Raw genomic sequence first — 25304 nt, 5'->3', positions numbered from 1 at the left:
GAAAAAATCATGACGGTGACTTATCAAGCTGCAGGCAAAACAAATCTCGCGAGCGGCCCACGGGTCGTTCGACTAGGGGTCACAGACTTGTCTTTCCATCGGGTTACCGCTGCGGTGGTCGTGCTGGTGTTGCAACGCATGGGCCTGACCGTTGAGCGCCACTATGCCCTGCACGAGGAAAACTTCGAGCAGTTGCGCAAAGGCTCGGTCGACATGCTGGTCTCCGCCTGGATTCCGTTCAGCCACGGGCCGTACAAGCAAGCGGTGGAGGCAGTGACGCCCACTCGCGAACTGGGCCTGCACTATCAGCCTTATGCCTTGTGGGGAGTGCCGGACTACGTCGGCAAGCATGAGGTGGAGTCCATAGAGGACCTGCTCAAGCCCGACGTCCGGGCCCGGATGAACCCGCTGATCCAGGGGATCGGCCCGGGTGCGGGCATTACCCGCTTCTCGCTGAAAATCATGGACGAATACGGGTTGAACAACGCCGGATATCAGTTCCGCACGGGCAGCCAGGACGAGTGCATTAAGGCGTTCGAGACGCTGTATCAGCAGCGGCGCTGGGGCATCGTGCCGCTGTGGCACCCTCAGTTCCTGCACCACCGTTATCGAATTCGCGATCTGAAAGACCCCAAGGGATTACTCGGCAGTGTTGATAGAGCGGTGCTGCTGGCCCGCGAGGATCGCTTGGTATTGTTCACGGCTGCCGAGATCCAGGTGCTGGACAATATTCGCCTCTCCAACGTCATCGTTGCCGAACTCGATGATGCCCTCAACCGGGGCGGGCAATCCGCAGATGACGCCGCGAGCGATTGGCTGGCCAGGCATCCCGACACCTTGCGCGCCTGGCTTGCCCCCCTGGCCTGACCGGGCAAAGACAGCCGTTCGATTCCGAGGCCTTTTACGAATTCTGAATTCGCGGCGGGCTGGCTACAAGGGGCTGCTCACTGAGGCTAGTTTGGCGATGCAGATGTTCTGCAATCTCCCCAAACCGAGGATTTCAACATGCTCTACCTGGTTTTCAGCGGCACCATCAAAGACGGCAAACAGGCCGAGTTCTATCGTGATGTAGCGGCCGTTTCACAGAAACTCACCCATCAGCACGACAAGGCCGTGGTCTATCAATGGCATAAGGATGAAGAGAACCCCAACCGGTTCTTTCTCAACGAACAGTGGGAAAGCGTCGCAGACCTGCACGCGCATTTCGAAACGCTCTACAAAGCCTTCGGCCCGGCGAAACCCACCGAACGCCTGCCGGCGAAAATCCTCGCGTACCTGGATGAAGCACAGGTGAACTTCTACCAGGCCATTCAGTAAACCGCACCCGGTCACCCCAAGGGTGACCGGGACGCTTGCTCAGCTCACTGTCGTTTCCACCGGGTTGAGTTCGCTCAGCCGTCCCTCTTGGCGCGCAAACCGGTTCGCCCGCGCAAACGTGCCGAAATCATTGAAGCGCACGCCCATCTCAGCCATCACCTTGTGCGCCGTTTTCACCGTCATCTGGCGGATGTAGAACGGCTCCTTGACCACGAAGTGATGAATCCCGTGGGTGCTGCCGAAGTTGAAGCAGAACGCCTGCAACGGCCACAGCCACCACGGGTTGAGCACTTGGGTTTGCTGGATCACATTGCCCGGCTCGATGTCACCGTAGTAGTGCATGTTGGAACTGACAAAGTGCAGACAGAAGGTGCGCAGCACGTTGGGGCCGATGATCACCACGGCGGCGATGTCGATGACGTGCATCACCGCCAGGGTGTTGGCCGACCAGTCGATCGGCGCGCCCAACAGGCTGGCGATGCCATTGGCGGCATGAAAGCCGAGGAACACATACCACGCGCCCCAATGCAGCAGCGCCAGCGGTGCGTAGACCAGCGCCGTGCGCTTGAGAATGCCCAGCTTGTGCTTCCAGGTCGGTGCCCGCAGCACCCGGATCAGCGCCGACATGATGTTGTCGCCGACCATCAGCAAGCGTGCGAAGCCCCACGGCTCACCGTTGGTGATTGCACGCTCTTCGATATCGGTTTCGCTGCCGGACACCTTGTGGTGATTCAGGTGAATATGGCGCCGCACCCATGGGTTGATGGTGCTGGGACGCGCCAGCCACACGAGGCCCATCATCAGGTTGTGGGGCAGGCGCTGCTTGCGAAAGTACATGCTGTGGATCAGGTCGTGTTCCAGCTCGTGGGTCAACGACGCCAGGAACGCATTGAGCAGCAGGCACACCCACCACGCCATGTGCCCGGTGATATACAGCGCCGCCGAACCCAGCATGCCCACCAGGGCAAAGGCCAGGATGCCCGCGCCCAACGCGTCCTGATGCAGCAGCCAGGGGTGGCGCTGACGCAATAACTGCCCCTCGGCCAGCACCACTTCACGAATATGCGCTGAACGCTGGTGTGCGTTCATCTGCCGGGGACTTGCAGAAGTACCGTCCATGCTTCCATCCTCTGTCTTATTGATGCGTACATCCTGCCCTATGCGATCAGGCGGGACGCTAGCCCCACACGCCAACCTGTTGACCGCAAGCGCCAATCAACATGACCGAACCGACCTCCCTCGCCAGCTGGACCCGCGCCCTGCGCAAGCAGCTCGACGCCCTGGGCCTCGACAGCGCCGCGCTGTGCGCCCAGGCCGGGCTCGACCCGCAGCAGATGGACGACCCCAACGCGCGCTACCCGTTGTCGGCCACCACGCGCCTGTGGGATCTGGCGGTGCAGGCCAGTGGCGACCCGGCGATTGGCTTGCGGGTGTCGCGGTTTGTCAGCCCCACCACCTTTCATGCGCTGGGTTACGCGCTGGTGGCCAGCGGCAGCCTGCGGGAAGTGTTCGAGCGGATCGTGCGCTATCACCAGGTGGTCAGCGACGCCCTGAGCCTGGAGCTTAGCCGGGAGGGCGAACGTTACTGTTTTCGCCTGCAACAGCCTGCCGGCACACCCGCACCGGCGTTTGAGGCGATTGATGCGTTTGCCGCGATTTACGTGCGCACTTGCCGCAATCGACTGGGGCGCGAATATGCGCCGCTGGCGGTGTACCTGCGGCGGCCCGAGCCGGCCGACCCCAAGCCGTGGCACACGGTGTTTCGCGCGCCAGTGTTTTTCTCCGCCGAGGAAGACCGCCTGGAATTCGCCGCCCAGGACTTCGACAGTCACCTGGACGATGCCAACCCGGAGTTGGCCGAACACAATGAAACCGTGCTCAAGCGCACCTTGGCGCAACTGCGGCCGCTGACCTGGGAGCGCAAGGTGCGTTCGGCCATCGAAGCGCAGTTACCCGACGGTGAACCGAGCGCCGAGCGGATCGCCCAGGCGTTGCATTTGAGTTTGCGCAGCCTGCAGCGGCACCTGGCGGACGAGGGTTGCCGGTTTGATGCGCTGCTGAATGAGTGCAGGGAGAATCTCGCGCTCCTGCATTTGCGGGATCCCGAGTGTTCACTGGCGGAAATCAGTCATTTGTTGGGGTTTGCCGATACCAGCAGCTTTAACCGGGCGTTCAAGCGCTGGACGGGGATCACGCCGGGGCAGTTTCGGGATGGGTTGAGGTAGCTGGAGTTGCGGTGGCTGTGAGGGCCTCTTCGCGAGCAAGCCCGCTCCCACATTTGACCGAGTACACCCTTTGGAATGCGGTCAAATGTGGGGGCGGGCTTGCTCGCGAAAGCGGTCGATCAAACACCACAAAAGCCAGTGGTAGTCAGCGCCCCCGATCCCGCCGCAGCACCTTCTTCACCCGCGCCACCAAGGCCCGGGCCTCAAACGGCTTGAGCAAATAGTCGTCCTCATGCAATTCCAACCCACGCAGCCGATCTTCAATCCCGTCAGGCGTGGTCAAAAACAACATCGGCGTCTCACCCTTCAACCGAATCGCCTGCTGCAGCTTCCAGGCATTCAGCCCCGGCAGCATCACATCCAGGATCACCAGGTCGTATTCGGTGCTTTCCACAAAGCGCAGGGCCGCCATGCTATTGGCCGCCACCTCCACCGTGTAACTGGCCTCTTCAAGACTGCGGCCCATCGCCTCGGCCGCTTCTGACTCGTGTTCCACCAACAGGACGCGCATAACACACCTCGACTAATCGTGAACGCAGGCTACCACCCTCAGGCCTGCGCCGCCTCGCGCAAACGCTGCGGGTCGAGGATTTCGATCTCGCCATAGCCCAGGCGCACGATGCCCTGGCCTTGCAGCTCCTTGAGCAACGCGTTGGTGGTCTGGCGCGACAGGCTCAACATCGCGGCCAGGTCTTCCTGGGGCAGTTGCAGTAAGTGTCGGGCCCGCTCGATATCGCCGTAGCCCTCGGCGATCATCAACAAGCGGTGCGCCACCCGCACCGACGCCGGCATCAGGCTCAATTGCTCGATATTGATAAAGGTCAGGCGCAGCTTCTGGCTCATCAACAGGGCCATGTCGCGCCAGTAACGCGGCGTCTGTTCAAGGATGTGCAGCAACGCCGGCTGCGGTACCTGCAACAACGTACAAGGCCCGGCGGCGCAGGCGTCATGGGTCCGGGGCAACCCGTCGAACAGGGAAATCTCGCCGAACCAGTAAGGCAATTCCGCCAGGCTCAACACCGCTTCCTTGCCCTGCTCGTTCACCGCGCTGATGCGCAGGGAGCCTTCCAGCACCGCGTACAACCCACACGGCGGATCGCCGCGCTTGAACAGGTACTGCCCCGCCGTCAGCTGCCGCAACCGGGCGCTGGCCAGCAAGCTATTCTGTAAGTCAGCAGGCAGATGGCTGTACCAGTGACCGGTGGCCAACCGTGGGTGCCACTTCTCTACATCCATGCGAACTCCGAAGATTGTCGGCCAGTTGACAGTGTGTCGCGGGCCTACAGGGCATGATCAAACATCCTACAGGAGGAACAACAATGAAAAGCCTCGTCGACCATCTCAGTCAATACGCCGCCTACCACCGCGACCCGCGCAATATCGCCAGCCACTTTATCGGCATCCCGCTGATCGTAGTGGCGGTGGCCGTGCTGCTGTCACGCCCGGAATGGACGGTGGCGGGTCTCTGGCTGTCGCCTGCGGTGCTGCTGGCACTGTTCTCGGCGTGGTTCTATTTGCGCCTGGAGCTGGCACTCGGTGTGCTGATGACGGTGCTGATGGGCCTGTCGGTGTGGGCCGGGCATGTGCTGGCGGCGCAAAGCACGCTGGTGTGGCTGGGCAGCGGCATCGGCATGTTCGTGGTGGGCTGGGTGATCCAGTTTGTGGGGCATTACTACGAGGGGCGCAAGCCGGCGTTTGTCGATGACGTGTCCGGGTTGATCGTGGGGCCGTTGTTTGTGGTGGCGGAGCTGGCGTTTCTGGTGGGACTGCGGCATGACCTGAAGCGGCAAATTGAAGAGCGCTCGGGGCCCGTGGCCGTGCGGCACAAGAACGCCACGGCCTGACAAACACTGGAGATCCACATGTGGGAGCGGGCTTGCTCGCGAAAGCGGTGGTTCAGTCGATACGTCTGGTGACTGACACTCCGCTTTCGCGAGCAAGCCCGCTCCCACATTGGGTTTGCAGTGTTCTTAAGCTTTTTGCCAGACCTTGGGCTTGAAGAACAACGTCTCGCCCCGCGCCAGGCCGGTCAGGCTGTCGTGGTCTTTCACCACTTCTGCCTCGATCAACTCGCTCTGGCCTTCGACCTTCAGGGTCACCCGGGTGGTCGCGCCAAGCGGGCGAATATCACGCACTTCAGCCGCGTGGTGGTCCTCCAGCTCAAGGCGCGACAGCGACACTTCATGCGGGCGGAACAGCACGTGTTTGTCTTCACCCAAGTGCAGGCGATTCGAATCCCCAAGGAAGTGATAAACAAAATCGCTGGCCGGGTTTTCGTAGACTTCGCCCGGTGAGCCAATCTGCTCGATCACGCCCTTGTTCATCACCACGATGCGGTCCGCCACTTCCATGGCTTCTTCCTGGTCGTGGGTCACGAACACCGAGGTCAGGTTGATGTCTTCGTGCAGGCGCGCCAGCCAGCGGCGCAGTTCTTTACGAACCTTGGCATCCAGGGCGCCGAACGGTTCATCCAGCAGCAGCACTTTAGGCTCTACCGCCAGGGCGCGGGCCAGGGCGATACGCTGGCGCTGGCCGCCGGACAGTTGCTCCGGGTAGCGATCCGACAGCCAATCGAGCTGCACCATGTTCAGCAACTCGTGGACTTTTACCGCGATCTGGCTTTCGGTCGGGCGCTGGTTTTTCGGTTTCATCCGCAGGCCGAACGCGACGTTGTCGAACACGGTCATGTGGCGGAACAGGGCGTAGTGCTGGAACACAAAGCCGACGTTGCGATCACGCACGTCGTGGCCGGAGACGTCTTCACCGTGGAACACGATGCTGCCGGCATCCGGGGTTTCGAGGCCGGCGATGATCCGCAGCAAGGTGGTCTTGCCGCAGCCGGACGGGCCCAGCAACGCCACCAGCTCGCCACTCTGGATGTCCAGGTTGATGCTGTTCAGGGCCTTGAAGGCGTTGAAATTCTTGCTGACATTACGGACTTCGATCGACATGACTTATTCCTCAGCCGCACCGGCGCGCAGGCGGTTAATACGGTTCTCGCTCCACTGCTTGAGCAGCAGGATGAAGAGCGCCAGGATCAGCAACAGACTCGCGACGGCAAACGCGGCGACGTGGTTGTATTCGTTGTAGAGGATCTCGACGTGCAGCGGCAAGGTGTTGGTTACGCCGCGAATGTGGCCGGACACCACCGACACCGCACCGAACTCACCCATAGCCCGCGCGGTACACAGCACCACGCCGTAGATCAGGCCCCACTTGATGTTCGGCACAGTGACATGCCAGAACATCTGCCAGCCGTTGGCGCCCAGCAGGCGCGCGGCCTCTTCTTCCTGGGTACCTTGTTCCTGCATCAGCGGGATCAACTCACGGGCCACGAATGGCACGGTGACGAAGATCGTCGCCAGCACGATGCCCGGCAAGGCGAACACGATCTGGATGTCATGGTCCTGCAGCCACGGGCCAAAGAAGCCCTGGGCGCCGAACATCAACACGTAGACCAGGCCGGCGATCACCGGCGAGACCGAGAACGGCAGGTCGATCAGGGTTACCAGGATACTTTTGCCACGGAACGAGTACTTGCTCACGCACCAGGCGGCGCTGACGCCAAACACCACGTTGAGCGGTACCGAGATCACCACGGCGATCACCGTGAGTTTCAACGCCGACAGCGCGTCCGGCTCAAGGATCGCGGTGAAGAACGCCCCCAGGCCATTCTTCAGGCCCTGGGACACCACGATAAACAGCGGCAGCAGCAAGAACAGGAAGAACACCAGCCAGCCAAGGCTGATCAGGATGCGTCGGGACACCGCACTGCCACGACGGGCAGCGTTGGCCGAGGACGCGGCGGAAATAGACGATTGGGACATGTTCCGCGCCTCCTTATGGGTGTTCGATGCGCCGCTGCAGCAAGTTGATCAGCAGCAGCAGGACAAAGGAAACCACCAGCATCAGCACACCGATGGACGTGGCGCCGTGGTAGTCGTATTGGTCGAGCTTGACCATGATCAGCAACGGCAGGATCTCGGTTTTCATCGGCATGTTGCCGGCGATGAAGATCACCGAACCGTATTCACCGACACCCCGTGCAAACGCCAAGGCAAAGCCGGTCAACCAGGCCGGCAGCAACGCCGGCACCAGAATGTAGCGGAACACTTGCAAGGGCTTGGCGCCAAGGCAGGCGGCCGCCTCTTCGATTTCCCGGGGGATATCGGCCAACACCGGCTGCACGGTACGCACCACGAAGGGCAGCGTGACAAAGGTCAGCGCGAGGGTGATGCCCAAGGGGGTGTAGGCGATCTTGAAGCCCAGGTCGGCAGCGAACTGGCCTACCAGGCCGGTGGGCGTGTACAGCGCGGTGAGCGCAATACCGGCGACGGCGGTGGGCAGGGCGAACGGCAGGTCGATCATCGCATCGATGATCTTGCGCCCGGGGAAGGTGTAGCGCACCAGCACCCAGGCCAGCAGGGTACCGATCACGCCGTTGATGATCGCGGCATACAACGCAGTGCCGAAGCTCAGTTTCAACGCCGCCAGCACACGGGGTGCGGAGATGATGTTCCAGAATTGATCCCAGGTGAGTTGAGCGGCGTGTACAAACATCGCCGCCAGGGGGATGAGTACGATCAGGCTGAGGTACACCACGGTGTAGCCCAGCGTCAGCCCGAAGCCGGGTATGACGGGGGAGATACGACGCGACATAAGAGTCCTTGGTTAGCGGAACGGACATGCAAAACCCGCAAACGAATGCGGGCTCCTGATCCCTGTAGGAGCGGGCTTGCCCGCGAAAACCGTCAACGATAACGCGGGCAGTCAGGAAGCACGCGGCGTCATGAAGTTTTTCGCGAGCAAGCTCGCTCCTACTGGGCCGAGTAGATCTGGTCGAACACGCCACCGTCATTGAAGAATTTCGGTTGGGCAGTTTTCCAGCCGCCGAAGTCTTTGTCGATAGTCACCAGGTCCAGTTTCGGGAACTGCTGGGCGTATTTGGCGGCGACTTTCTCATCGCGTGGGCGGTAGAAGTTCTTCGCCGCAATCTCCTGGCCAGCCGGGCTGTACAGGTGCTTGAGGTACTCGGTGGCGATCTCGGTGTTGCCCTTTTTCTCGGCGTTTTTGTCGACCACGGCCACTGGCGGCTCGGCGAGGATCGACAGCGAAGGTACAACGATGTCGAACTTGTCGGCGCCGCCGTCTTCTTTCAGGGCCAGGAAGGCTTCGTTTTCCCAGGCCAGCAACACGTCACCCTGACCGTTGTTGACGAAGGTGATGGTCGAACCGCGGGCGCCGGTGTCGAGGATCGGCACGTGCTTGAACAGCTCTTTCACGTATTCTTGGGCCTTGGCTTCGCTGCCACCGGCTTTCAGGCCGTAGGCCCAGGCGGCGAGGAAGTTCCAGCGGGCGCCGCCGGAAGTTTTCGGGTTCGGGGTGATCACGGACACATCTTTCTTGATCAGGTCGCCCCAATCCTTGATGCCTTTAGGGTTGCCCTTGCGCACCAGGAACACGATGGTCGAGGTGTACGGAGTGCTGGCGTCCGGTAGGCGGGTTTGCCAGTTTTCCGGCAGGGTCTTGCCCAGTTTTGCGATTTCGTCGATGTCGCCGGCCAGGGCCAGGGTCACCACATCGGCACGCAGGCCATCGATCACCGCACGGCCTTGCTTGCCCGAACCACCGTGGGATTGCTGGATCTTGACGTTGTCGCCCGGGTGCGACTGCTTCCAGAAGCTGGTGAATTCAGCGTTGTAGTCCTGGTAAAGCTCGCGGGTCGGGTCGTAAGACACGTTAAGCAGTTCGTAATCCTTGGCAACAGCGGAACCGGCAAACACGGCACTGGCCAGTGCTGCCAGGGCATAACGGCGAATCGACGACATAGAAGGCTCCTGAAATTCTGGGGTGTTGGCTTTTTTCTTATAGTTGCGGGTCTTGCAATCGAATCGCCGATCTTGCTCAGCTCGGTTTGTTGCCCGGGTTCTGCAAACGGAATTTCTCTTTGCGTTCGATCTGTACTACCTGGGCGTTGTGCACGGTGATTTCCACCGCACCAAACCGCAGATCGCGCAGGGCGCTCTGGATCTCGCGCAAAATGGCTGCTTCGTCCTGGCCGTCAACGCTACGTAGAGATGCGCTCATGGTCGTGCTCCTGAAATGAGAAGTGCCTCGCAGTGGCGGCACTGCTTGCGGCGTGAGGGCGATAGTAGATAAGCGCGGATATTCTTAAAAATACTATTTAAGAATGTTTATATAACCAGAAAGAATTTTCTGGCGGGACGTGGGGTTGCGAGAGGTTTTGCGGGCCGACCCGTGAAATAAAGCCGTGTGGAGATCCAAATGTGGGAGCGGGCTTGCTAGCGAAGGCGGCGTGTCAGTCGATACATAGGTTGGCTGATCCACCGTATTCGCGAGCAAGCCCGCTCCCACACTTGATCCTGTTTCAAATCAAGCCAGGCGACGTTTAGCAAATTGTCGGCGCTCTATGCCAATCCAGCTCACTGGCCGGCATTGGCCGACCAAACCAGTACCCTTGGCCCAGGTCGCACTGTTGCTCCAACAGAAACCGCGCCTGATCGACCTGCTCGATGCCCTCGGCATGCACCTGCATGCCCATGCTCTGCGCCAATGCGATGACCACCCGCACAATCGCCGCATCGTCCTCATCCCACGGCAACCCGGCGACAAAGCCCTGATCGATCTTGAGCTTCTGCACCGGCAAGCGCTTGAGCCGCAGCAGCGATGAATAACCGGTGCCAAAGTCGTCAATCGCCAGGCGCAAGCCCAACTCCCGCAGGCGGTGCATCTGCTCAAGGGCGACTTCCGGGTCTTCCATGACCGCGCTTTCGGTCACTTCCAGCTCCAGAAATGCCGGATCCAACCCGGTGTCGTGCAATACCTTGGCCACTTGGTCATACAGCTCGCGCCGGGCAAACAGGCGACTGGACACATTCACCGCAAGAAACGTGAGCGGCGCACCGTCGGCCAGCCACTGGCACATCTGGCGACAGGCCTGGTCCATGACCCAGGCATCGATATCGGCAATCAGCCCGGTACGTTCGGCAATCGGGATGAAATCTCCCGGCGGCACCAAACCGCGCTCCGGGTGCTGCCAGCGCACCAGGGCTTCGACGCCGATCAGGCGGCTGTTCTGCAGTTCGTGCACCGGCTGGTAATAGACCCGCAGCTCTTGCTGCTCCAGGGCGCGGCGCAGTTCGCCGGCCATTTCCACCCGGTGCTGGGCGTGGGCCGTGAGTTCTTCGGTGTACAAGGCGTAGCCTTCGCGGCCAGCGCTTTTGGCCTTGAACAACGCGGAGTCGGCGTTGCGCAGCAGTTGCTCGGCGCTCAGTGCATCGCTGGGGAACAGGCTGATGCCGATGCTGGCGCTGATAAACAGTTGGTGACCGTCAAAGATGAACGGCTCTTTCATCGCGTCGAGAATACGTTGTGCCAGCGCGGCAGCCTGGACCAGCTGTGGACAACTCTCCGCCAACACCGCAAATTCGTCGCCGCCCAATCGTGCCAGGGTCACGCCGGAGCCAAACAGGCCTTGCAGGCGCTCGCCGACCGTCTTGAGCAACTGGTCGCCGACGTTATGGCCGAGGCTGTCGTTGATGATTTTGAAGTGGTCGAGGTCCAGCAGCAGCAAGGCGCAGCCACGTTTATGGGCCTGCGCCGACGCCAGGGCCTGTTCGGCGCGGTCGGTGAACAGCAGGCGGTTGGGCAGGTCAGTCAGCGGGTCGTGGTGGGCCAGGTGCGCCAACTCGTGCTCGGAATGCTTGATGGCGCTGATGTCGGAGAACACCGCGACGTAGTGGCTGATCTGGCCCTGATCATCGCGGATCACCCGGATGGTCTGCCACTGGGGGTAGATTTCGCCGCTTTTTCGGCGGTTCCAGATTTCGCCGCTCCACTCACCGTCGCGCTCCAGGGTCTGGAACATGGCCTGGTAGAAACTGGCCGAGTGACGTCCGGACTTGAACAGGCTCGGCCGGTGGCCCAATACGTCTTCGCACTGGTAGCCGGTGATTTCGATAAAGGCCCGGTTTACGTGAACAATCAGCCCTTGGGCGTCAGTGACCAGCACACCTTCACGGGTGCAATCGAATACGGCAGCGGCCTGGCGCAGGCGCTCACGGTTTTCCTGCAGCGGCTGCTGGACCAGGTTCGCCCGGGCAAAACGGGCGCAAAGCAGGTAGATCACCAGGGCAGTGAGGCTGACCCACACGTAACCGCGCATCTGAAGCCAGCGGCCCAGTTCCACGGGTTCATCGATAAAGTTGATCAATACCTGATGGCTGAGCTGAATCCACACAATCGAAACCAGCAGGTACACCAGCCCTGCACGCAGGGCACCTCGGTATGAAAACAGCATATGTTTAGTAATCCTTACTAAAAACCAGATTCGCCCTACAAAGGTTGCGGATTATAGAATAAGAAACATCCAGTCACTCCTATCTGAAAGGGCGGCTGGTTTTATCTGTAGGCTTAGTGATAATGCGCAAGCTGGTTTTTTCTTTATCTGAGGGCCATACAGCCTATGTGGTACAACGGTTTTCTTGACTTGTCGGCCTGGCAACTGGTGGCAGTCACTCTGTTGATGACCCACGTGACCATTGTCGGGGTCACGGTCTATCTGCACCGCTATTCAGCCCACCGCTCCCTGGAGCTCAATGCTGGCCTGAAACACTTCTTCCGCTTCTGGCTGTGGCTCACCACGGCGCAGAACACCCGCGAGTGGACCGCTATCCACCGTAAACACCACGCCAAGTGCGAAACCGTCGACGATCCCCACAGCCCGGTGATCAAGGGTCTGTCCACCGTGCTGCGCAAAGGTGCCGAGCTGTATCGCGCCGAGGCCGAAAACCCCGAGACCCTGCGCATCTACGGCAAGAACTGCCCGGAAGACTGGATCGAACGCAAGCTCTACACCCCCTACCCGCTGTTGGGCGTGGCGATCATGGGCGTGATCGACCTGCTGCTGTTCGGCACCATCGGCATCACCATCTGGGCCATCCAGATGATGTGGATCCCGTTCTGGGCCGCCGGTGTGATCAACGGCCTGGGCCATGCCATCGGCTACCGCAACTTTGAATGCCGCGACGCGGCGACCAACCTGATTCCCTGGGGCATCATCGTTGGCGGCGAAGAGCTGCATAACAACCATCACACCTATCCCAACTCCGCCAAGCTGTCGGTGAAGAAATGGGAGTTCGACCTGGGCTGGGCCTGGATCAAAGTGTTCAGCTTCCTGCGCCTGGCCAAGGTGCAACGGGTAGCGCCCATCGCCCATCAGGTCGAAGGCAAGGGCCACCTGGACATGGACACCGCCATGGCGATCCTCAACAACCGCTTCCAGATCATGGCGCAGTACCGCAAGTTGGTGATTGGCCCGCTGGTCAAGCAGGAACTGGAGAAGGTCGATCACTCGGTGCGTCACCAATTCCATCGCGCCAAGCGCCTGCTGTCCCGGGAAACCAGCCTGCTGGATGACCGTCACCACGTGCGTATCCAAAGCATGCTGGAACACAGCCAGGCCCTGAAAGTGATCTACGAGAAGCGCCTGGCGCTGCAACAGATCTGGCTGAAAACCAGCACCAACGGCCACGACATGCTGGCGGCGATCAAGGAATGGGTACACGAGGCCGAGGCCAGCGGGATTCAATCCCTGCGGGACTTTGCCCACCAACTGAAGACCTATTCGCTGCGGCCTGCGGCGGTCTGATACGGGCCATGGCGAGGGAGCAACTCCCTCGCCACCGGTTTTTGACGCCATATACCGGTCACTGCTTAATCCCGCGCAATCGGCACCGATAACGGAACTTCGCTGCAAATTCCCCCTCTCAAACAACACTTCGCCATCCCGGCGGGCCTTGTTGTGACCGCTGCCCAACCCCGCGGCATGCCCAGAGAGAGTTGTGCCGATGGTCCCCGAAAAGACCCTCACCGACATCCCCATACAAGAACAGCCACGACCGGCAGCCGCCGCTACGTTGCTGGCGCTGATGCATGCCCAGGGCGAAGTGGAACGCTTGAGTGAACGCGAGCAACTGCTGAGTTCACTGCTGGTCAGCGTGAATGCCGTGCTCTGGGCCATCGAGTGGGACACCCGCCGCGTGCTGTATGTCAGCCCGGCCTATGAGCGGGTTTTCGGACGTACGGCAGGCATGCTGCTGGCCGACCATCGGGAATGGCGCAATAGCATTCACCCCGAAGACCTCGACTACGCCGAGCACAGCCTGGCCCAAGTGCTGCACAGCGGCGCCGTGGAAGACCGCGAGTACCGCATCATCACCGCCGACGGGCAGATCCGCTGGCTCAGCGACAAGTGCTACATCAGCCAGCAGGCCGAGCCCGGCCAGCCGGTGATCGTCGTAGGCATAGCCGAGGACATCACTGAAAAGAAGCAGCTTGAGCTTGAGTTGCATCGCTTGGCCACCACCGACGTGCTGACCCGCAGCAGCAACCGCCGACACTTCTTCGAGTGCGCCCACCACGAGTTCGAACGCGCCTGCCTGCAGGGCACGCCTTTGGCGTTCCTGTTGCTGGACATTGATGACTTCAAAGTGGTCAACGACACCTACGGCCACCTGGAGGGCGATCAGGTGTTGCAGCGTATCGCCGAGAGAGGTAGAGGGGTTCTGCGCCGTGGTGACCTGTTCGGGCGCATTGGCGGCGAAGAATTCGCCGCCGTGCTGCCCGGTTGCGCACCGGAGATGGCAATGCAGGTGGCCGAACGCCTGGGGCACGAGATCGCGCAACTGAGTTTCAGCCATGACGGTGAGAGCTACGCGGTCACCGTCAGCCAGGGCCTGGCCAGCCTGACAGCCGAGGATGCCAACGTGGACAGCTTGTTCGCCCGCGCCGACGCCGCGATGTACGAGGCCAAGCGCCAAGGCAAAAACCGCGTGCTCGTCGGCTGACGCTACACGATTACCTGTGGGAGCCGGGCTTGCCCGCGATGCAGGCACCTTGGTGTGTCAGTTGTACCGGGATGATGTTATCGCAGGCAAACCAGCTCCCACACGGGCCCGCATCGCCTGCTAGGTTTTGCGCATACGCGCCAATTCCGGCAAACCCACCTTGAGCAAGCGTGCCGTCTTGCCTTTCGCCAGCGCCTCAACGCCTTCATGCTCGGTCAGCCGCGCCAGCTGCGCCGCCAGGTTCACCACCAGCGCCTCCCGGGAATACACCCCGCCTTCCAGCGAATATATCGCCGCGATCAACTGGCGCAACTCCAGCGGCAAGCGCCAGCGTGTGCGCAACGCCGAGCCATAGGCCGCGCCGAAGGTGTAGAGGGACTCGCCAATGGCTTCGTCATCCAGTTCGCCGCCGCCTTGCAACCAGTCTTGCAGGCACCGCAGCAAGGCCAGGTCGCCGAGGCGATGGAGGATGCCGGCGCTGTAGCAGCGCTCGTGATCAAGGTCGAGCATGCGCGCCAGGCTGCGGGCGTAATCGGCGGTGCGTTGGGAAAGCTGCCAGTAACGCTCGGCGTAATCCTTGAGGCCGGGGTCGCTCAGCACCACGTTGTGCTTGAGGGCCAGCCCCAGGATCAGGTTCATGCTCTGCCCGGCCGCCAGCTTGTGCAGGGCCATGGCCAGGGTTTGTACCGGCGAGCCGTGATACCCGGCGCTGTTGGCGGCGGCGATCAGCACAGCGGTGATTTGCGGGTCCATGCGCACCTGCTCTTCCAGACGCCTGAGGTCCAGGCCTTCCGGTTCCAGGCTGTGTTGCACCGCGGCCTGCACGTCGACCCTCAGCGGAGCGCCGTCGGAGGCTTCGCGGCGGCGCTCCAGAAACACCGGCAAGGTCATGCCCGGCGCCAGGGCCGGGACTTCGCAATACACCGTCTCGCCTTCATTCAGCAGCAGGTCTTGCAGGCGCTGGGTCAGGCTTTCCATGTTCAGGGGTTTGGTCAGGTACGCCGTCGGCGCCAGGGGCAAGACTTCGTGCACGCTGGCGCTGTCGTTGCGGGTGCCCAGCAGGATAAACGGCAACAGCGGCGTGCGCCGTTGCTGGCGCACGTTGCGCAACAGGCTCAGGCCATCGACGCCGGGCAGCTCCCAATCGGCGAGGATCAAGTCGTAGGGTTTGTCACGCAGCAGCTCGGCGGCTTGCTGGCCATCGGCGCACACATCCAGCCGTGCGTCACAGCGCACATTCAGCAACACCTGCTTGAGCAAATCCCGAGACCAGGGGTCGGCCTCGGCAATCAGCACACGGGGTACAGCAGGTAAATCAACAGCAGTCATCCAGCACGCTCCATCGGCAATACCAGCACCTTAGACAAAGGAGCCGCCTGGGTACAATGAACAACGGCTGAATACCGTTCATCGGGCACAAAAAAACCCGCCTGAGCGGGTTTTTTGTCGATCAGGTCAACTTTCGATCACAGCTCGGAGAAGCACTCTTCGATGATCGCCAGGCCTTTGTCCAACTGCTCGTCCGGCGAGGTCAGCGGAACCAGCACGCGCAACACGTTGCCGTAGGTGCCGCAGGACAGCAGGATCAAGCCCTTGTCGCGAGCCTTGGCCACCACGGAAGCAACGGCAGCGGCGTTCGGCTTGTGGCTGTCGCCATCTTCGAACAGCTCGACCGCAATCATCGCGCCCAGGGCACGCACGTCACCGATTACCGGGTACTTGGCCTGGATAGCTTTCAGGCCGGTGACCAAGCGCTCGCCGACAGCCTTGCAGCGGTCCAGCAGGTGCTCTTCTTCGAACACGTCCATCACGGCCAGGGCCGCAGCGCAAGCAATCGGGCTACCGGCGTAGGTGCCGCCCAGGCCACCTGGGGCGATGGCATCCATGTACTCAGCCTTGCCGCACACACCGGCCAGCGGGAAGCCGCCCGCGATGGATTTGGCGAAGGTGGTCAGGTCGGCAGCGACGCCCATCTGTTCCATGGCGAAGAAGGTACCAGTACGGCCGGCACCGGTTTGCACTTCGTCGGCGATCAGCAGGATGCCGTGCTTGTCGCACAGTTCGCGCAGGCGCTTCATGAAGGCTTTAGGCGCGACGTAGAAACCGCCTTCGCCCTGCACCGGCTCGATGATGATGGCAGCGATGTCACGCGGCTCGGCATCGTTCTTGAAAATGCGCTCGATGCTAGCGATGGAATCGTCCACGCTCACACCGTGCAGCTCGTTCGGGTACAGCGCACGGAAGATACCGCCCGGCATCAGGCCCATGCCGGCCGAGTACGGCACGACTTTACCGGTCAGGCCCAGGGTCATCATGGTGCGACCATGGTAAGCGCCGGTGAACGCGATCACGCCGGCACGGCCAGTGGCGGCACGGGCGATCTTCACGGCGTTTTCTACCGCTTCGGAACCGGTGGTGACCAGCAGGGTTTTCTTGGCGAAATCACCCGGGACCTTGGCGTTAACTTTTTCGCACAGCTCAACGTACGGCTCGTAGGCCAGCACCTGGAAGCAGGTGTGCGTCAGCTTGTTCAGCTGTTCGGTCACGGCCGCGATGATTTTCGGGTGCAGGTGACCGGTGTTCAGCACGGCGATACCGCCGGCGAAGTCGATGAACTCGCGACCTTCAACGTCGGTCACGGTGGCGTTCTTCGCCGACTCGGCGAAGATCGGGTGAATCTGGCCAACACCGCGTGGTACAGCGGCTTCGCGGCGTTTCATCAGGGATGCGTTGGTCTTGCTCATAAAGTCCTCATTCGCCACTCATCGGGTGGCGTGGTCCAAGGAATACGTGGCGGGGAGGCAACTACGGCAGCATGCGATGATCGACTGCCACAGCTTTCCCGGCCACTACGAATAACGGTGTGAAACACGCAAAGGGACAGCGCTCTCGTGCCCTCTGCGTCTACTGCAATCCCGCGCCGGGCTTAGATGCCCAGGCAGAGGTATTTGATTTCCAGGTAATCCTCGATCCCGTACTTGGAGCCCTCACGGCCCAGGCCCGAAGCCTTGATGCCGCCGAACGGCGCCACTTCGTTGGAGATCAACCCGGTGTTGACGCCGACCATGCCATATTCCAGGGCTTCAGCCACACGGAACACACGGCCCAGGTCGCGGGCATAGAAGTAGGAAGCCAGGCCGAACTCGGTGTCGTTGGACATCGCGATCACTTCGGCTTCGTCTTTGAAACGGAACAGCGGCGCCAGTGGGCCGAAGGTTTCTTCCTTGGCCACGGCAGCGTCTTTCGGCACGTTGACCAGGATGGTCGGCTCGAAGAAGTTGCCTTCCATCACCTTGCCGCCAGCCAACAGGGTCGCGCCTTTGCTCAGGGCATCAGCGATGTGTTCCTGAACCTTGGCCACGGCCTTCTCGTCGATCAGCGGACCGGTGGTGGTGCCTTCTTCCAGACCGTTGCCGATCTTCAGCTTGGCCACCGCCACTTTCAGTTTTTCAGCGAACGCGTCGTACACCGAATCCTGAATGTACAGACGGTTGGCGCAGACGCAGGTCTGGCCGTTGTTGCGGTATTTGGAAATGATCGCGCCTTCGACGGCCTTATCCAGGTCTGCGTCGTCGAACACGATGAACGGCGCGTTGCCGCCCAGTTCCAGGGAGACTTTCTTGATGTCCTTGGCGCATTCGGCCATCAGCTGGCGACCGATTTCGGTGGAGCCGGTGAAGGACAATTTACGCACGATCGGGTTGCTGGTCAGCTCGCTGCCGATATCGCCGGCGCTGCCGGAAACCACGCTGAACACGCCTTTCGGAATGCCGGCACGCTGGGCCAGTTCGGCTAGGGCGAACGCGGAGAACGGGGTTTGCGACGCAGGCTTGAGCACCATGGTGCAACCGGCGGCCAAGGCCGGGCCGGCTTTACGGGTGATCATCGCGGCCGGGAAGTTCCACGGCGTGATGGCAGCGGTAACACCGATCGGTTGCTTGATCACGATCAGGCGCTTGTCCGGCTGGTGGCCGGGGATCACATCACCGTAGACGCGCTTGGCTTCTTCGGCGAACCACTCGATGAACGAAGCGGCGTAAACGATTTCGCCCTTGGCTTCGGCCAGCGGCTTGCCTTGCTCCAGGGTCATCAGGCGAGCCAGGTCGTCCTGGTTCTCGATAATCAGCTCGAACCAGCGACGCAGCTTGTTGGCGCGGTCCTTGGCGGTGAGTGCACGCCAAGCCGGCAGGGCCTTGTCAGCCGCTTCAATGGCACGACGGGTTTCGGCGGCGCCCATTTTTGGCACGGTACCGAGGATTTCGCCGGTAGCGGGGTTGTTGACCTTGATCGTTTGACCGTTGTCCGCATCGACCCAAGCGCCATCAATGAAGGCTTGCTGGCGGAACAACTGGGTGTCTTTGAGCTGCATGTCGGCTTTCCTTAACAGCACCGCGCACGCGCGGAGCGAATTAGAGTTGTTGAAAGGCGCCTTGAGGGCTGCCGTCAGGGAAATCATTCACTGGGCGCAAGCACGTAAATAGCGCACGAAAGGACAAATGTGCGGTTCAGCACCCAGGCAGGAGCGTTTGAAATCTCAAACGAATCCTAGGATCAATGGGGGTGCAGGGCAATAGTCTGTTCGAAAAAAAGAACGAAAACGGCGCATTTGCTCCATTTTTCTGATCAGCGTGTTTCAGGCGAGTTCAACCGTAATTCGTCGAGATGCCCGGCACAGGGCTTCGGCAGCGCTTAATCCTACTGGCAGCAGGCCGAAAAGCGGCATGGACGCCCAAGGTCGACATGGGTATGATGTCGCCCGCACAAGCATCCGTAGCTCAGCTGGATAGAGTACTGCCCTCCGAAGGCAGGGGTCGTGGGTTCGAATCCCGCCGGGTGCACCAGATACAGATGAAAAAGCCCCAGGTCGAAAGGCCTGGGGCTTTTTTGTGGGCGCAAGATAAGGAAGAAGATGCAAATAAAGTAACAGTTTTATGGCTGACCATAAGTTTCTCGACCAGCAAAGTGAAAGCCCGAGTGACGCCACACATCGAAGGGCGGGCGCTTGTATCGATTTCAAGCAGGAGGGACTTGCACATGCCTAAAGTGATGCACCAATGATCCAGGGTTACCCTAAACCTTGGCAGAGCTACCAGGACCAACTTGAGATATTGATAGCTCGCGGAATGATCGTTACTGAGCGATCTAAAGCCTTGGAGTATCTGGAGCGCATTGGCTATTACCGCCTCAGCGGCTACTGGTTCGCCTTTCGTGAGCGCACCGAGCTGTGCTGCCCACTTATTCAGCACAAAAATCAGAAGCCGAACAAAACCAAACCGGGGCGGCTCCCTCTAGACACTTTCAAACCCGGCACTACCTTCCAAAACGCAGTCGATCTTTATGTGTTTGATAAAAAACTTCGCCTGTTGACCATGGACGCCTTGGAACGTATCGAAATCGCATTGCGAGTGGACATATCCCACGGGCTGGGCAAGCACGAAAAGTTTGCGTATCTAAAACCTGAGCTTTTCCATGAAAGTTTTTCTACCCAAATCGACGGGAAAACAGGGCTCACCAAACATCATGCCTGGGTAGGCAAACACGCCGCATTGATCAGCCGCTCGAACGAAGACTTTATCCGTCATAACAAGGAAAAATACGGCCTTCCGTTGGCGGTTTGGGTGGCTTGCGAGGTTTGGGACTTCGGCACGTTGTCGACCCTTTATGCTGGCATGACTGAGGCGGATCAAGATGCCATATCTCAAGAGTACGGGATCAGCAATGGAAGGGTCTTCGCCAGTTGGCTGCGCAGCCTGAACTACCTGCGAAACGTATGCGCCCATCACAGTCGCCTGTGGAATCGGAACATCGTTGATCAGCCAAAACTGCCACCTGAGGAACAGGCTCCTGCATTGGCCGCATTCCATGATGATGCACACCGACGCGCGCGGCCTTTTATGCTCTTGTGTATCACCCACCACTTGATGAAGGTCATCAATCCGTCATCAAGCTGGGGACGACGGCTGAAAGCACTATTGGAGAATGACTTTCCAGACTTGTCCCATCTTGATCTTAATTTGGAGGGCATGGGAGTGGATCACCACTGGCAGAAGCGCGATTGGTAATCGAAAAAATCAAGGCAATAAAAAACCCCTGAGCAATTGCTGCACCGAAGCGCATCAACCGACAGGGGCCGTGTTGCGGATGATTATAAAGGCCGGAAGTTTCTCGTCAACCGCCGGCTGGCGACCTCCACCTCAAGGATTTTTCAACGCCTCCAACCGCGCCGGCAGATCCTCGTTGGGAAAGCGCTTGTGCAACTCCAGAAGCTTCTCATCCGCCGCCTTCGCCTCTCCCGCCTGCCGCAACCGCAGGATTTCCTGCAGCCCTTGCTCCAATGGCGGCAGCACAACAGCCGAGCGCTTGCTCATCTTCGCCACCGGCTCATCCGCCAGCGAACCCGCGACTTCTGCCTGCACCTGCGGTGCGCTATCGGCCTGCGGAGCCACTGAGAATCGAGCCATCGGCGCCGCTGCGGGGGCCGGACGGGCCAGCTCTTGCGGAGCAGCCGCGTAAGTGCCTGTGGATAACTCCGGCTGCGGCACCGGCGAGCGCGTGACCAAACCAATCATCAGCGCCACACCTGCCACGGTGGCAAATGCCATCTGCCAGCGCGGCCGTTGGCAGGCCTGCAACCAGCGTTGCCACAGGCCGGGTTGCCGCACGGGCGCTTCGCGGTGGGCGGTGGCCAGGATGAAGGCGTCCAGGGAAGCCGGCGGCTCGCCGCGGGTGTGTTGACGGAAATGCTCGATCAGCAGCTCGTCGTTCGAGTCCTGGGTATGTCGGGGGTCAGTCATGCGGGTACCTCCTCGGCCAGCAGTCGGCGCAGTTTCTGCTGGGCGTAACGCAAGCGGCTTTTTACCGTTTCCAGTGGGGCGCCGGTGAGCGCGGCGATTTGTGGCACTTCCAGCTCGCCGTGCAAGCGCAGCAGGAACACTTCGCGCTGGTCTTCGGGCAAGTCTTGCAGTGCGGTGTCCAGGCGCGCCTGGTCGCGGCTCAGGCTCAGTAGTTGTTCGGGCCCGGCGCTGTCGTCGGGCTGGCCGTGAAGCTGCTCATCGTAGCTGTCGTGCAGCGGGTTGTGGATGCCGTGCTTGCGCCAGTGGTCGATCAGGCGGTTGCGGGCAATCTGGAACAACCAGGTGCGAAAACTCGCCCGGCCCTGTGGCTCGCTGGTGCTGCGGATCAGGCTGAGCCAGGTGTCCTGGAACACTTCCTCGGCCAGTTCGGCCTTGTTGCTCAAGGACACCAGAAAACGGTACAGGCCCTGTCGATGCCGCGCGTACAGGGCTTCGAACGCTGCACCGTCGCCGCTGCGGTAGCGGGACAGCAGGGCTTCGTCGCTGGGTGAATCCATCAGGTGGCGCACTCCTTTGAGGTGGATCAGTGTTTGGCCGGGGCCTGGAGGCTCTGGGCCAATTCGACCAGTTGCACAAACTCGCCGCGCAAGCCGAAGGGGTCGTCGCCCCGGGCGGAGCGGGCCAGTGCCGCCGTGTCCTTGAAACTCATGGCGCCAGTGTAGCGGCCATCACCCTTGAGTTGCTGGGCGAAGGCGGCCACGGCGGCAGAGAAACGCAGGTCGTCGCTGGGTTTGCCGCTCTGCTGGTTGCTGATCGGGTGTTCGATCAGTCGGCTGTTGCCGCCTTCCGCTGGTTTGTAGCGTACCCGCAACATCGCCAGCTCATCAGTTTTACCGTCAGCCTTGGCCGCCGATGCGTAGCGCAGTGGCTCCAGCCAACCCTGTTCACCCTTCGGGACAATTTCATACAACGCGGTCACCGTATGCCCTGCACCGATTTCGCCGGCGTCGACTTTGTCGTTGTTGAAATCCTCACGCTTCAGGGCGCGGTTTTCATAGCCCAGCAATCGGTATTCGCTGACCTGCGCCGGATTGAATTCCACTTGCAGTTTCACATCCCGGGCCACCACGGCGAGGGTCGAGCTGAGCTGGTCCACCAGCACTTTGCGGGCTTCGCGCAGGTTATCGATATAGGCGTAGTTGCCATCACCAGCGTCGGCCAGCTGTTCCATCAGGTGTTCGTTGTAGTTATCCACACCAAAGCCGAGGGTGGTCAGGGACACATCGCTTTTGCGCTGGTCGACGGCCATTTGCTTGAGGCTGTTGAAGTCACTGACGCCCACGTTGAAGTCGCCATCGGTGGCCAGCAGGATGCGGTTGATGCCCTTGTCGATGAACCCTTCGCGGGCCATTTGGTAGGCCATTTCGATACCCGACGCGCCCGCGGTGGAGCCGCCGGCCGTCAACTGGTCGATGGCATTGCGGATCGTGGTTTTGTCGCGGCCCGAGGTGGGCTTGAGCACCACCCGCGATTCGCCGGCGTAGACCACCAGCGAGACGCGGTCCTGGTCGCGCAATTGGTCCACCAGCAGTTTGAGGGTGCTCTTGACCAGCGGCAGGCCTTCGCGGCGATTCATCGAGCCGGATACGTCCACCAGGAACACCAGGTTGGCCGGTGCCAGGTCTGCCACCGCGCGGTCCGAGGCCTTGATGCCGATGCGCAACAGTCGGGTGTGGGGGTTCCAGGGTGACGGTGCTACTTCCGTGGTCACGCCAAAGGGCGAGCCGTCGGTAGGCAGGGCGTAGTCGTAGGGAAAATAATTGACCATTTCCTCCAGTCGCACGGCACCTTCGGGTGGCAGGCTGCCTTGATTGAGGAAACGTCGTACGTTGGCATAGCTGCCGGTGTCGACGTCGACGCTGAAGGTGGAGACCGGTGTTTCGGCCACGCTGCGGATCGGGTTGTCCGGGAGGTTCTGATAGTGCTCCCGGTACTCCATGGCGACCGAATCACTCATCACCAGCCGTGAAGCCATCGGTGCCGGGGCAACCATACGCTTGACCATCGCGCCCTCAGCGCGCAAGGGTTCGCTTTGCACCTGCACAACAGGTGCCGATTCAGCAGGCTTGGCCACATCACGGGATGAAGAAAGCCCACACCCGGCGAGCGCCACCAGCAGGGTCACGGCAAAGCCTTGGGCGGCAGGGCGCAACAGCAGAACAGGACGGGACATGGTCTGAACCTCGTGAGTGAATGATCCGTTCACAAGGTCAGACGCAAGACGTCGGCAATACGGGTTAATGCTCAAAAGGGGACAGGCAAGTCCGCCCCCTTCAAGCGATCAGTCCGACCCGTACTTGGGGTTACGCGGCCCATAGAGAATCCCGGTACGCTGGCCCGCCGACAACAGGCGTGCGCTGGTGATACCGGCAATCGGGTGCGCCGCGTCGGTGGAGCTGTTGATCACTTGCTTAACCGCTGCCGAGATCAGCATGCCCACCAGGCCGCCACTGTTGTTGTTGCCTTCCTCGCTGGAAGCGCGAGCGGATCCAGTCCACAGCGTGGTGCCGGTGCGCAGGTCGACCAGTTTGGCCGAGGCCGTCACGGAGGTGTCGCTGGAGATCAGCATGTACTTGGTGCCGTACTCGCTGACAGTGATGTACAGCGCCGCATCCGCACCGAAGATGTCATGCAGCTTGGCCGGTGCCACACCCTGGATATCGTTGGCGGTGGTCAGGCCGTTCTGACGGAAGGTTTCGTCCACCAAGGCAATCGGCAGCACGTAGTAACCGGCTTCGGCCAGCGGGTAAGTCACCTGCGAAACCAGGCTGTAGGACGCCTGCACTTCCGGCGACTCATTGATCGGTGGCAGCACCAGGATCGACTTTGGCCGCGCCTGTTTGTACGCCGTGTAATCAATGGTCTTGGGCGCGGCGCAACCGCCGAGCAAAGCCAGGGCCAGCAAGGCGCCGGTGAGTTTTAACAGGCTCATTTAGTGGCGACTCCGGTCTTGGCGTTTTTCAGCAGGAAGTCCATATAGGAAGCAGACTCGGGGAACAGGGCCTTCTCGGTACGAAACTCCTGCACCATCTGGTCATCCTTGCCCATGGTCATGTACAGCATGCCCAGGTGGGCGTGGTAACCCGGCGGGGCCTGGCGACCACTGGCGTTGATCTTTTGCAGGTCGCGCTCCAGCGCTTCAACCTGCGCTTCCTTGGGCTCACCCTTGAAGTATTCGTAGACCTCAGCCTGGTAACTCTCCCATTGATAGAGAGGCTTGGGCGCCGTCTGGCACCCGGCGACCGTCGCGATTGCTGTCAGCATCAGCGCCAACTTAACTGCCTTGCTCATCCGTGTACTGCTCCTTGAGGTGTTACTGATCAGTTGCGCGGGTTCCAGGCGCCGGCGTTGATGCCGTCGACGAGGCGGTTGATCGCTTCGCGCATGGCCAGGTCCAGGACCTTGCCATTGAGGGTAGAGTCGTAGCTGGCGGTGCCACCAAAGCCCACGAATTCGCGGTTGGACAGCGCGTATTCACCGGCGCCCTGGGTGGAATACACCACTTCCGACGTACTGATGTTGACGATATTCAGCGCGACTTTGGCGTACGCCACTTGGGTCTTGCCACGACCGAGGATGCCGAACAGCTGGCGGTCGCCGGTTTCTTTGCGGCCGAACTCGGTCACATCGCCGGTCACCACGTAGTCAGCGCCCTTGAGCTTTTGCACGGTGCCTTTGATCGCGGCTTCCTGGGAGATTTCACCCATGTTGTCGCGGTCCAGCACGCTGAAGCGGTTGGTTTGCTGCAAGTGGGTGATCAGGATGGTCTTGGCCTGGCCGCCGAGACGGTCAACACCGTCAGAGAAGATGCCGCGCATGTAACTGGAGCGGTTGTCGAACTTGCCCACGGCAATCGGCACGCGCACGCCGGAATAGGCGACGTTGGCGCTGGCGACTTGTTCAACCGGCATCGCACGATTGCTCTCCGTGGCGCAACCGGCCACGGTCAGCAGCGCTGCGGCGGTAAGACCCGACAGCAGGATTTTGGACAGTGTTTTCAAGGGATGCTCCTAGGGTGAAAATCGGGTTCAGCAGGTAAC

At 60.8% G+C, this 25304-nt stretch carries 25 protein-coding genes and 1 tRNA gene; 8 read left to right on the top strand and 18 right to left on the bottom strand.

The window, feature by feature from the left end; genetic code table 11:
• Nucleotides 1-9 precede the first annotated feature (9 nt).
• Nucleotides 10-867, top strand: coding sequence for a glycine betaine ABC transporter substrate-binding protein (locus tag D109_RS0117835; RefSeq protein ID WP_081585357.1), 858 nt, complete (start codon nt 10-12; stop codon nt 865-867).
• A 138-nt stretch (nt 868-1005) separates the two neighbouring features.
• On the top strand, nt 1006-1317 hold the full coding sequence (locus tag D109_RS0117830; protein WP_017478071.1) for a putative quinol monooxygenase: 312 nt from the start codon (nt 1006-1008) through the stop codon (nt 1315-1317).
• 39 nt (nt 1318-1356) lie between these two features.
• Here D109_RS0117830 and D109_RS0117825 read toward each other — a convergent pair whose 3' ends face one another.
• Entirely contained in the window at nt 1357-2436 is a 1080-nt protein-coding gene (locus tag D109_RS0117825) for a fatty acid desaturase (RefSeq protein ID WP_026078045.1), read from the bottom strand.
• A gap of 101 nt (nt 2437-2537) precedes the next feature.
• Between D109_RS0117825 and D109_RS0117820 the strand changes: the two genes are divergently transcribed.
• Nucleotides 2538-3542, top strand: a complete 1005-nt coding sequence (locus D109_RS0117820; protein WP_017478069.1) for an AraC family transcriptional regulator — start codon at nt 2538-2540, stop codon at nt 3540-3542.
• A 145-nt stretch (nt 3543-3687) separates the two neighbouring features.
• Here D109_RS0117820 and D109_RS0117815 read toward each other — a convergent pair whose 3' ends face one another.
• Entirely contained in the window at nt 3688-4053 is a 366-nt protein-coding gene (locus D109_RS0117815; RefSeq protein WP_017478068.1) for a response regulator, read from the bottom strand.
• A 38-nt stretch (nt 4054-4091) separates the two neighbouring features.
• Nucleotides 4092-4778, bottom strand: a complete 687-nt coding sequence (locus D109_RS0117810; RefSeq protein ID WP_017478067.1) for a Crp/Fnr family transcriptional regulator — start codon at nt 4776-4778, stop codon at nt 4092-4094.
• 83 nt (nt 4779-4861) lie between these two features.
• Here D109_RS0117810 and D109_RS0117805 point away from each other — a divergent pair, with 83 nt between their 5' ends.
• A complete protein-coding gene (locus D109_RS0117805; protein ID WP_017478066.1) occupies nt 4862-5386 on the top strand; it encodes a DUF962 domain-containing protein in 525 nt (174 codons plus the stop codon).
• A 126-nt stretch (nt 5387-5512) separates the two neighbouring features.
• On the opposite strand, the gene D109_RS0117800 is transcribed toward D109_RS0117805, so the two are convergent.
• From D109_RS0117800 to dibA, 6 genes are all read right to left on the bottom strand, one after another.
• Nucleotides 5513-6493 carry a sulfate/molybdate ABC transporter ATP-binding protein gene (locus D109_RS0117800; RefSeq protein WP_017478065.1) on the bottom strand — a complete coding sequence of 327 codons (981 nt, stop codon included), beginning with the start codon at nt 6491-6493 and terminating at the stop codon, nt 5513-5515.
• A gap of 3 nt (nt 6494-6496) precedes the next feature.
• Nucleotides 6497-7369, bottom strand: coding sequence for a sulfate ABC transporter permease subunit CysW (cysW, locus tag D109_RS0117795; RefSeq protein WP_017478064.1), 873 nt, complete (start codon nt 7367-7369; stop codon nt 6497-6499).
• Nucleotides 7370-7382: 13 nt separating this feature from the next.
• Nucleotides 7383-8201 (bottom strand): sulfate ABC transporter permease subunit CysT, encoded by an 819-nt coding sequence (cysT, locus tag D109_RS0117790; protein ID WP_003218141.1) that lies wholly within the window; start codon nt 8199-8201, stop codon nt 7383-7385.
• A 158-nt stretch (nt 8202-8359) separates the two neighbouring features.
• Complete coding sequence (locus tag D109_RS0117785; RefSeq protein WP_003218143.1) at nt 8360-9370, bottom strand: sulfate ABC transporter substrate-binding protein; 1011 nt, start codon at nt 9368-9370, stop codon at nt 8360-8362.
• 76 nt (nt 9371-9446) lie between these two features.
• On the bottom strand, nt 9447-9629 hold the full coding sequence (oscA, locus tag D109_RS0117780; RefSeq protein WP_003170956.1) for a sulfur starvation response protein OscA: 183 nt from the start codon (nt 9627-9629) through the stop codon (nt 9447-9449).
• Nucleotides 9630-9951: 322 nt separating this feature from the next.
• Nucleotides 9952-11862: a phosphodiesterase DibA gene (gene dibA / locus D109_RS0117775; RefSeq protein ID WP_017478063.1), complete on the bottom strand. Its 1911-nt coding sequence runs from the start codon at nt 11860-11862 to the stop codon at nt 9952-9954.
• A 165-nt stretch (nt 11863-12027) separates the two neighbouring features.
• Here dibA and desA point away from each other — a divergent pair, with 165 nt between their 5' ends.
• Nucleotides 12028-13212, top strand: coding sequence for a delta-9 fatty acid desaturase DesA (gene desA / locus D109_RS0117770; RefSeq protein ID WP_017478062.1), 1185 nt, complete (start codon nt 12028-12030; stop codon nt 13210-13212).
• A 199-nt stretch (nt 13213-13411) separates the two neighbouring features.
• Nucleotides 13412-14410: a sensor domain-containing diguanylate cyclase gene (locus tag D109_RS0117765; RefSeq protein WP_017478061.1), complete on the top strand. Its 999-nt coding sequence runs from the start codon at nt 13412-13414 to the stop codon at nt 14408-14410.
• Between the two features lie 120 nt (nt 14411-14530).
• On the opposite strand, the gene D109_RS0117760 is transcribed toward D109_RS0117765, so the two are convergent.
• The 3 genes from D109_RS0117760 to gabD all read right to left on the bottom strand — a co-directional run bounded on the left by D109_RS0117760 (nt 14531) and on the right by gabD (nt 18779).
• Nucleotides 14531-15739: an HDOD domain-containing protein gene (locus D109_RS0117760; RefSeq protein WP_026078044.1), complete on the bottom strand. Its 1209-nt coding sequence runs from the start codon at nt 15737-15739 to the stop codon at nt 14531-14533.
• A 137-nt stretch (nt 15740-15876) separates the two neighbouring features.
• Nucleotides 15877-17154 carry a 4-aminobutyrate--2-oxoglutarate transaminase gene (gene gabT, locus D109_RS0117755; protein WP_017478059.1) on the bottom strand — a complete coding sequence of 426 codons (1278 nt, stop codon included), beginning with the start codon at nt 17152-17154 and terminating at the stop codon, nt 15877-15879.
• A 182-nt stretch (nt 17155-17336) separates the two neighbouring features.
• Nucleotides 17337-18779, bottom strand: a complete 1443-nt coding sequence (gene gabD / locus D109_RS0117750) for an NADP-dependent succinate-semialdehyde dehydrogenase (protein ID WP_003218155.1) — start codon at nt 18777-18779, stop codon at nt 17337-17339.
• 395 nt (nt 18780-19174) lie between these two features.
• Here gabD and D109_RS0117745 point away from each other — a divergent pair.
• A tRNA-Arg gene (locus tag D109_RS0117745) sits at nt 19175-19251 on the top strand.
• Nucleotides 19252-19464: 213 nt separating this feature from the next.
• The gene (locus tag D109_RS0117740; protein ID WP_017478057.1) at nt 19465-20472 is read left to right on the top strand and encodes an Abi family protein; all 1008 of its coding nucleotides are present in this window, start codon (nt 19465-19467) and stop codon (nt 20470-20472) included.
• Between the two features lie 132 nt (nt 20473-20604).
• Here D109_RS0117740 and D109_RS0117735 read toward each other — a convergent pair whose 3' ends face one another.
• The 6 genes from D109_RS0117735 to D109_RS0117710 all read right to left on the bottom strand — a co-directional run bounded on the left by D109_RS0117735 (nt 20605) and on the right by D109_RS0117710 (nt 25265).
• The gene (locus D109_RS0117735) at nt 20605-21204 is read right to left on the bottom strand and encodes a hypothetical protein (protein ID WP_017478056.1); all 600 of its coding nucleotides are present in this window, start codon (nt 21202-21204) and stop codon (nt 20605-20607) included.
• Nucleotides 21201-21761: an RNA polymerase sigma factor gene (locus D109_RS0117730; RefSeq protein ID WP_017478055.1), complete on the bottom strand. Its 561-nt coding sequence runs from the start codon at nt 21759-21761 to the stop codon at nt 21201-21203. The genes D109_RS0117735 and D109_RS0117730 overlap by 4 nt, the downstream gene beginning before the upstream one ends.
• A 26-nt stretch (nt 21762-21787) precedes the next feature.
• Entirely contained in the window at nt 21788-23437 is a 1650-nt protein-coding gene (locus D109_RS0117725) for a VWA domain-containing protein (protein WP_017478054.1), read from the bottom strand.
• Nucleotides 23438-23545: 108 nt separating this feature from the next.
• The gene (locus D109_RS0117720) at nt 23546-24196 is read right to left on the bottom strand and encodes a DUF799 domain-containing protein (RefSeq protein WP_017478053.1); all 651 of its coding nucleotides are present in this window, start codon (nt 24194-24196) and stop codon (nt 23546-23548) included.
• Nucleotides 24193-24555 (bottom strand): DUF4810 domain-containing protein, encoded by a 363-nt coding sequence (locus D109_RS0117715; RefSeq protein ID WP_017478052.1) that lies wholly within the window; start codon nt 24553-24555, stop codon nt 24193-24195. Before D109_RS0117715 ends, D109_RS0117720 begins: the two co-directional genes overlap by 4 nt.
• Before the next feature lie 29 nt (nt 24556-24584).
• Nucleotides 24585-25265 (bottom strand): CsgG/HfaB family protein, encoded by a 681-nt coding sequence (locus D109_RS0117710; RefSeq protein ID WP_017478051.1) that lies wholly within the window; start codon nt 25263-25265, stop codon nt 24585-24587.
• Nucleotides 25266-25304 lie beyond the last annotated feature (39 nt).

The organism is Pseudomonas sp. PAMC 26793, assembly GCF_000313235.1.
GTDB classification, from domain to species: Bacteria; Pseudomonadota; Gammaproteobacteria; order Pseudomonadales; family Pseudomonadaceae; genus Aquipseudomonas; species Aquipseudomonas yamanorum.
The sequence above is the reverse complement of the archived record's forward strand: the minus strand, read 5'-3'. Positions and strand labels throughout refer to the sequence as shown.